Source organism: Microcystis sp. M169S2 (assembly GCF_020245865.1).
GTDB lineage: Bacteria > Cyanobacteriota > Cyanobacteriia > Cyanobacteriales > Microcystaceae > Microcystis > Microcystis ichthyoblabe_A.
Map to the genome: position 1 here is coordinate 1 of NZ_JADBUB010000260.1, position 7,649 is coordinate 7,649.

At 44.7% G+C, this 7,649-nt stretch carries 10 protein-coding genes; 4 read left to right on the forward strand and 6 right to left on the reverse strand.

The genetic code is table 11. From position 1 onward, the window contains the following. The 4 genes from IM485_RS22440 to IM485_RS22455 all read right to left on the reverse strand — a co-directional run. A partial coding sequence (locus IM485_RS22440) for an IS1/IS1595 family N-terminal zinc-binding domain-containing protein (RefSeq protein ID WP_502882201.1) occupies positions 1 to 102 on the reverse strand: 102 nt, incomplete at its 3' end. 73 nt (positions 103 to 175) lie between these two features. Continuing rightward, positions 176 to 1,072, reverse strand: a complete 897-nt coding sequence (locus IM485_RS22445; RefSeq protein ID WP_287745665.1) for a tRNA (5-methylaminomethyl-2-thiouridine)(34)-methyltransferase MnmD — start codon at positions 1,070 to 1,072, stop codon at positions 176 to 178. Then, positions 1,032 to 1,826: an alpha/beta fold hydrolase gene (locus IM485_RS22450; protein ID WP_104396744.1), complete on the reverse strand. Its 795-nt coding sequence runs from the start codon at positions 1,824 to 1,826 to the stop codon at positions 1,032 to 1,034. The genes IM485_RS22445 and IM485_RS22450 overlap by 41 nt, the downstream gene beginning before the upstream one ends. A 322-nt stretch (positions 1,827 to 2,148) precedes the next feature. Beyond that, a complete protein-coding gene (locus tag IM485_RS22455; RefSeq protein ID WP_002765257.1) occupies positions 2,149 to 2,748 on the reverse strand; it encodes a superoxide dismutase in 600 nt (199 codons plus the stop codon). Between the two features lie 420 nt (positions 2,749 to 3,168). On the opposite strand from IM485_RS22455, the gene psbH reads away from it, so the two are divergent. The 4 genes from psbH (at position 3,169) to glgB (ending at position 6,361) form a co-directional block, all read left to right on the forward strand. Continuing rightward, positions 3,169 to 3,363: a photosystem II reaction center phosphoprotein PsbH gene (gene psbH, locus IM485_RS22460; RefSeq protein ID WP_002736544.1), complete on the forward strand. Its 195-nt coding sequence runs from the start codon at positions 3,169 to 3,171 to the stop codon at positions 3,361 to 3,363. Between the two features lie 104 nt (positions 3,364 to 3,467). Continuing rightward, a complete protein-coding gene (locus IM485_RS22465; RefSeq protein WP_002743526.1) occupies positions 3,468 to 3,716 on the forward strand; it encodes a TatA/E family twin arginine-targeting protein translocase in 249 nt (82 codons plus the stop codon). A 124-nt stretch (positions 3,717 to 3,840) separates the two neighbouring features. After that, positions 3,841 to 3,981, forward strand: a complete 141-nt coding sequence (locus tag IM485_RS22470; protein ID WP_287745667.1) for a hypothetical protein — start codon at positions 3,841 to 3,843, stop codon at positions 3,979 to 3,981. Positions 3,982 to 4,081: 100 nt separating this feature from the next. Next, positions 4,082 to 6,361, forward strand: a complete 2,280-nt coding sequence (glgB, locus tag IM485_RS22475; protein WP_104396745.1) for a 1,4-alpha-glucan branching enzyme — start codon at positions 4,082 to 4,084, stop codon at positions 6,359 to 6,361. Positions 6,362 to 6,672: 311 nt separating this feature from the next. Here the strand turns inward: glgB and IM485_RS22480 are convergent, their stop codons facing one another. Further along, positions 6,673 to 6,816: a hypothetical protein gene (locus IM485_RS22480; protein ID WP_192575993.1), complete on the reverse strand. Its 144-nt coding sequence runs from the start codon at positions 6,814 to 6,816 to the stop codon at positions 6,673 to 6,675. Positions 6,817 to 7,092: 276 nt separating this feature from the next. Further along, positions 7,093 to 7,494 (reverse strand): fasciclin domain-containing protein, encoded by a 402-nt coding sequence (locus tag IM485_RS22485; RefSeq protein WP_002762406.1) that lies wholly within the window; start codon positions 7,492 to 7,494, stop codon positions 7,093 to 7,095. Positions 7,495 to 7,649 lie beyond the last annotated feature (155 nt).

Below are 7,649 nucleotides of genomic sequence, written 5' to 3' on the forward strand. Positions count from 1 at the left end.
AATAAATTGACGGCCACAGGTTACACAAATAGGATTTTGTTTACCTTGTTTATTGATGCCATTTTTACGGATATGGGTAGATTTACATTCAGGGCATTGCATTTTGATTTCCTCCATTCATATCTCTATTATGCAACGCCAATTAATTTTGCACGACTACTTGCCTACATTAATCTCATTCCGAGATTTCGATCGAATTAAACGATCTTTGCCAACGTTTTTTCCAGTGGCTAGTCGGTTCTAAGTCACAGAGAGCCTGTTCGCTGCGACGACGTTGTATAATCACTTCGGCTGGGTCGCTTAAAGTCGCGTCTCGATAGGGAATAGCGGCTTTAGTTTGCAGATGTTCCCATTCCTGTGCCGATAGAGATGGGGGTAAGGACAAAAAACTGGCTATTGTCCCTGGCGATCGCCGCCCGACGCTATCGGTGGCCCCAATCTGCAATCCTGCTAATTGTAAAGCCCTTCGCACCGAGGCAGCACAGGAATAGGTGACTAAATAACCCGTCGGACTCAGGCATTTGGCCACTAAAGCTAAAAACTCCACCGTCCACAGTTGCGGACATTTACCCGGGGAAAAGGGATCGAGAAAAATTGCCTCTGCTTGAAAACCCGCCTCAATCACCCTGGTTATCGTCCGTCGCGCATCCCCGATTAACAGTTTAGCGGTGAGATTAGGCAGGTCTAGCCGGTGATTATGGGCAAAATCATTTAAATATTCGGGAATTGGTTGACTCCAACTATTTAAGAGATTTTCTCTAATAGCTGCTAGGGGAACCACTCGATCGCTTTCTAAAGCTAATAATTCTACCCGACAATCTCCCCTAACTCGCCAAATGGCCGCTAAGGCTGCGGCGGTATTATACCCTAAGCCGTAACAAATGTCAAGAATTTTTAGATTATTGCTCTGGTCTGCTTTTGCTGCCAGACGACTGGAGAGGATAAATTTTTTCTCGGCTTCTTCCCTTGCCCCGGAGGTAGAATGATAACATTCGCCGAATTCGGTCGAAAAAAAGGTATAAGAACCATCCTCAGTGACTTTTTGCGGGTAGGCTTCGGGGGAGACAAGCATGGTGATGGAGAATGTCTTTGAGGTGAATATCGGTTTCCAGCAGGCAAGCGTGACCACTATGGGGCAGAATCGTCAATTTTGCGGCGGGTAACTGCTGAATTAGGCGTTTAGCCTCCGCTACCGATGGTAACAGTCGGTCGCCTTGACTGGCTATCACTAACACCTCCAATTGCAGATCTTTTAACTCGCTGGCACTAACCTGAAACCGTTGTAACTGGGATAAACGCCAGCTAATCGTCTTCGGTGGGACGTATTGCATGGCTTTGAGGAGAGAGCGGCGATCTTCCCGGGATATTCGACCCAGAGCGGCCAGAAAGGGTAAAATAGTCAGGGCCGAGCTGCCGTGGATGAAATCAGGCATTATCTGGGTGATACCGATTCCCAAGCTTAAAAGAGGTCTTTGATTAAAAGAAGAAGCGGGGTTAATTAAAATCAGTTTTTTAATTAATTTTGCTGATTTTGTCGCTATTTTCAAGGCTAAACAGCCACCAAAAGACTCACCGCAGAGATAGACTTTTCTCGATTGTCGCTTTAATTCCTGTGTCAATAAAGCAATCACGCAATCGCTTAATTCCTCCCAATCACCGAGATATTGCGGGGAAATCGCCAAACAACGCAGATCGAAGTAAGGAGCAAGGTTTTTAATCTGACGATGGTATAGTTGGCCGCTGCCATCCATTCCGGGTAAAAATACAAACAGGGGATAATCGGGACGGGGATGACGGGGAATAATCCAACTGACAGGTTGTTCCATTGTGCAACAAGCGCGATCGATGTTAAAAAAGTTTTTTCTGGTTATCTATATTTAAGGATAATTAATATTAGAGAGATTTGCCAATTTTAAGAGTAGTATTAACCCCCAACCTATGGATGGTTTCTCTCTGCTCCCCACCCCCTGATAACTGATAAGCTAAGACGCATTTTCACCGACTATCCTGAGATTAGCTGCATCTGCTTCGCTCCCTTTACTGTTGCAAGAGTGCAAGAGTGCCTCATCTCAACAAGCAATTTAAATGCGCGGGCAGCCTAACTGATAACTGATAACTGATAACTGAATTAACTGAGCCAAATTTTTTTTAGGCTGCGGCTAAATTAGCAGCCACGAAATCCCAATTAACCAACTTGGTTAAAAAGTCGCTGATGTAATCGGGACGACGATTTTGGTAGTCGAGATAGTAAGCGTGTTCCCACACATCCATAGTTAAGAGGGGAACCTGTCCGGCGGTTAAAGGATTGTCAGCGTTGCCAGTTTTGGTAACTTTGAGAGTACCGTTATCGAGAACCAACCAAGCCCAACCACTACCGAATTGAGTCGCGCCGGCGGTTTTGAAAGCTTCGACAAATTTCTCGAAACTGCCGAAATCTGCGTTAATTTTAGCGGCTAAAGCACCAGTAGGCGCACCGCCACCACCCGGTTTCATGCAGTCCCAATAAAAACTATGATTCCATGCTTGGGCGGCATTGTTGAAAACCCCAGCTTTAGAGGCATCACCAGCAACCTTAACGATAACTTCTTCTAAAGAGAGAGCATCGAGTTCCGTATCTTTGACCAAACCGTTATAGTTATTGACATAAGCGGCGTGGTGCTTGTCGTGGTGGAATTCTAGGGTACTTTTGGTGATGCAAGGTTCTAAGGCAGTGTAATCGTAGGGTAAAGGGGGAAGTGTGTAAGCCATCTGTGGTTCTTTATATCCTCTCTTGAGAGCTTGTTTAAGTTAGTGTTGATAAAACTTTACATCCTCGATCATAGCACCGAAGGAGACTTGATCAGTGATTAGTGATCACTGATCACTAATCAGCTTTTTCTCCCTTCTCCCCCATCACCCCAACTCACACCCCACACCTAACCCCTATCGACCGTCTCCTAAATCCTGAGAAGATCACCAAACAATGTTAGAATAATTCCCGTACTGTAGGCGCTTGCAGATTCTTGTGGGCGTGGCAGGGCAGGCGAAAAACGATTCCGTTCGGAATTAGACCAAAAAAGCTCCACTGGCAACAGCAGTAGATTTTATCTCACTGGGTTGATCGGTTGGCAGTTCGTCAAATTACGGATCAATACAAAATTATCATTTACAGATCTTTCTTGGTAACTTATGGCACAGCGTACACGCTTAGGTGAAATCCTTCGTCCCCTCAACTCAGAATATGGTAAAGTTTCTCCCGGTTGGGGAACTACCTTGCTGATGGGAGTGTTTATGGCTCTGTTTTTAGTCTTTTTGCTGATTATTTTACAGATCTATAACTCCTCCCTAATTTTAGAAGGATTTAATGTAGATTGGGGTCAGTAAGCAGATTAAAACAATCTTGTCGGCATTTTTGGCCGCAGAATTGTCCCTCGGACTTTAGCAGGTGGGTTATTGCCCACCGCGATTTTTTTATTAGGAGCAGAAAAATGAATATTTTTGGGATTGGATTACCAGAAATGGGGTTAATTCTCTTGATTGCCCTGCTAGTTTTCGGACCGAAAAAATTACCAGAAATCGGTCGCAGTTTAGGCAAAACGATTCGAGGATTTCAAGAAGCATCCAAGGAATTTGAAAGTGAATTTAAGCGGGAGGCCCAGCAGATTGAAGACTCGGTAAAAATCAAAGCTGAATTAGAAGAAAGTCAATCTCCTAGAGATCAAACTCGTTCCAGTTAAGAACTGTGTAGAGATGTAGAGTAGGTCAAATTCGAGGCTATTGCGCTAGATTAACATCGAGAATGACCAAATCGAGATTAAATTGGCAGTTTTACCATAGACCTCTGGTAAAAATCAAAAATTGTTGTTAGGGTCAGGAGTCGGTCGTCAGGAGTCGGTCGTCAGGAGACAGGAGATTATTTTATTTATTCTTCCCACTTCCCCACACCCCACACCCCACACCCTACACCCTACCCCCACGAAAAACTTTTTCAGCAGACCCTAAGTAGGCAGAATATATCATTAGTTTGAGAATTCCCAGAAGGCAGGGAAAAAATGACTATTTCCTTGCTATAAGTATTGTAGATGTCAAGAGTGTTAACTGAATGTCTATAGTGGTATCCCCCGAACAAGTCCATCAAATCGTCAACAACCTCCATCACGATCCCTTTGAGGTTTTGGGGGCCCATCCCCTAGAAGAAGAAGGAAAAGTAAATAAATGGGTTGTTAGAGCCTATTTACCGAAAACCACGGCTGCTTGGGTTATTTTACCGTCCCAAAGACAAGAATATCCCATGACGACCGCTTATCACCCCCATTTTTTCGAGTGCGTCATCGATATCGGTGAACTGAACAATTATCAATTACGCATCCAGGAGGGAGAACAGGAACGAGTAATCTATGATTCCTATGCCTTCCGTTCTGCCAAACTGAGCGATTTTGATTTACACCTGTTTGGGGAGGGCAACCATCATCGCATTTATGAAAAATTAGGGGCGCATTTAGCCGAAATCGAGGGTATTAAGGGGGTTTATTTCGCCGTTTGGGCCCCTAATGCTCGCAATGTCTCGATTATTGGTGATTTTAATAGCTGGGATGGTCGTGATCACCAAATGCGGAAACGTAATAATATGGTCTGGGAATTGTTTATCCCGGAAATCGGTGTTGGCACTAAATATAAATACGAGATCAAAAATTGGGAAGGTCATATTTACGAAAAATCTGATCCCTACGGTTTTGCCCAAGAAGTACGCCCGAAAACCGCCTCGATCGTGGCCAATTTAGATAGCTATACTTGGGATGATAGCGATTGGATGGAAAAACGCCGCCATAGCGATCCTTTAACTCAACCGGTTTCCGTTTACGAATTACACCTCGGTTCTTGGCTGCACACTTCCAGTGCCGAACCCCCCCGTTTACTTTCCGGGGAAGGAGAAGCGGTTCCCGTGTCGGAATGGAACACTGGAGCACGCTTTTTGAGTTACTACGAGTTAGCCCAAAAACTGATTCCCTACGTTAAAGAATTAGGTTACACCCATATCGAATTATTACCGATCGCCGAGCATCCCTTTGATGGTTCTTGGGGTTATCAAGTGACGGGTTATTTTGCCCCCACCAGTCGCTACGGCAATCCTGAAGATTTTATGTATTTTATCGATCAATGTCATCAAAATGGCCTTGGTGTGCTAGTGGATTGGGTCCCCGGTCACTTCCCCAAAGATGGCCACGGGTTAGCTTTCTTTGACGGGACTCATCTTTATGAACACGGCGACCCGCGCAAAGGGGAACACAAGGAATGGGGAACCTTAATTTTTAACTACGGTCGCAACGAAGTCAGAAATTTCCTGGTGGCTAATGCCCTTTTTTGGTTCGATAAGTACCATATTGACGGTATTCGCGTGGATGCGGTGGCTTCTATGCTCTATCTCGATTATTGTCGTAAAGATGGGGAATGGGTGGCTAACGAGTACGGTGGCCGGGAAAATTTAGAAGCTGCGGAATTCCTGCGTCAAGTTAATCATGTAATTTTTAGCTATTTCCCCGGAATTCTCTCTATTGCCGAAGAATCCACCGCTTGGCCGATGGTGTCCTGGCCCACCTATATGGGCGGTTTAGGCTTTAATTTAAAGTGGAATATGGGCTGGATGCACGATATGCTCGATTATTTCGGCATGGATCCCTGGTTCCGTCAATTCCATCAAAATAATGTCACTTTTAGTATGTGGTATAACCACAGCGAGAATTATATGCTGGCTTTGTCCCACGATGAAGTGGTTCACGGCAAAAGTAATATGATTGGCAAAATGCCGGGGGATGAGTGGCAAAAATTTGCCAATGTCCGGGCTTTATTTAGTTATATGTTTACCCACCCCGGCAAGAAAACCATGTTTATGAGCATGGAATTTGGTCAGTGGAGTGAGTGGAATGTTTGGGGTGATTTGGAGTGGGGTCTTTTGCAGCATGAACCCCATCAACAGCTAAAACGCTTTTTCTCGGATTTGAACGCCACCTATAAGAGTGAACCTGCTTTATATACCCAGGATTTTGGTCAGGATGGCTTTGAGTGGATCGACTGTAGTGATAATAGTCATAGCGTCGTTTCTTTCCTGCGCTGGAGCAAAAATTGGCAGGAGTTTCTGGTGGTGGTCTGTAATTTTACTCCCCAACCCCACAGCCATTATCGCGTTGGTGTACCCCATCCCGGTTTTTATCAGGAAATCTTTAACAGCGATGCGGGTAAATATGGCGGTAGTAATATGGGCAACCTCGGTGGTAAATGGTCGGAGGAATGGTCCTATCATAGCCGTCCCTACTCGATCGATCTTTGTTTACCACCTTTAGGGGTTTTAGTTCTCAAAATCAGTCCTAATGCTTCTGGGGAATAGGGAAGCTTTTTTCAGTGTTGCCAAAGGCACGGCGTAGCCGTCCAGTAAACAGTTATCAGTTATCAGTGAAGATGGTAACTGTTTACTGGTAAGCAGCTAGACACAATTAATTACACATATCTAACTACCTCTTGCATGAGTGCCTATCCTAACCAAGAAGTTAATTTTGTCCTATTACTGAACTGGTAACTGATAACTGATAACCCGCATCTGATAACTGATAACTGATAACTGACTAACCCCTAACAAAAAAATTTAGAGGCCATCTTGCGGAAAGTGGCCTCTTTTTTGGGTGAATTTTCCGGAAACTATTAAGTTGTTAGATTAGCGAGCAGTGTTTGTACCCATTCTTGAGCGAGTTCCTCCACGTTACCATTACTGTCGAGATGGCTAAGAATATATTTTTGTCGTTGGTGAGCTAATTCCGCGAGACACCGATATGATAGCAAAGCCATTTAATGGTCTGATACTAAATCCGTTGAGTAACGCACAGAAAACGGGTTTCTCCGAGAAACCCGTTTTCTACTCATGTAATAGGCAAAAGGATCAATAGATAATCAGTCTTTAATAACAGGATTTAGTCTGAACAGGTACAGACAAGAAAGTGCAGAAAGTGGGCATTTTCGTCCGTCGAGCATCGAAACCATAAACAAGCAAAAGTATCTGTATATTTAGTTACTAAATAAGACAGATCCGCCCTGGATGCAGCCCAGAGAAAAGCCAGTCAAAAACTAACCCATCAGGATCACCGTATCGATGACGTGGATCACACCATTATCTGCCTCGATATTACCTGCGACCACCGTGGCATTTTTCACCTCAAAACCTTCGCTACAATCGACGGGAATCGGTGAACCCTCTAGAGAAGTCACTACAGCCAATTTTGCCAAATCTTCCTGCATATATTTGCCCGCAACGACGTGATAGGTGAGAATTCGGGTTAATTGGGGGATATTCTGCACTAGGGTTGTAATCGTCCCAGGGGGCAATTTGGCAAAAGCTTCATCGGTGGGGGCAAAAACCGTGAAGGGGCCAGGACTTTTTAGGGCATCCACAAGATTAGCCGCTTGTACCGCCGTTACTAGAGTTTTAAAATTATCGGCACTGACCGCAATATCGACAATATCTGCCATAAACTTGACTCGATCCTTAAAAAAATCATCTATTTCAGATTTTAAACTTAATCTTGTCCCAAAGATCGTTCTAGGGATGGGGTGTGGGGTGTGGGGTGTGGGGTGTGGGGTGTGGGGAAGTGGGGTGTAGGGTGTGGGGTGTAGGGTGTGGGGTG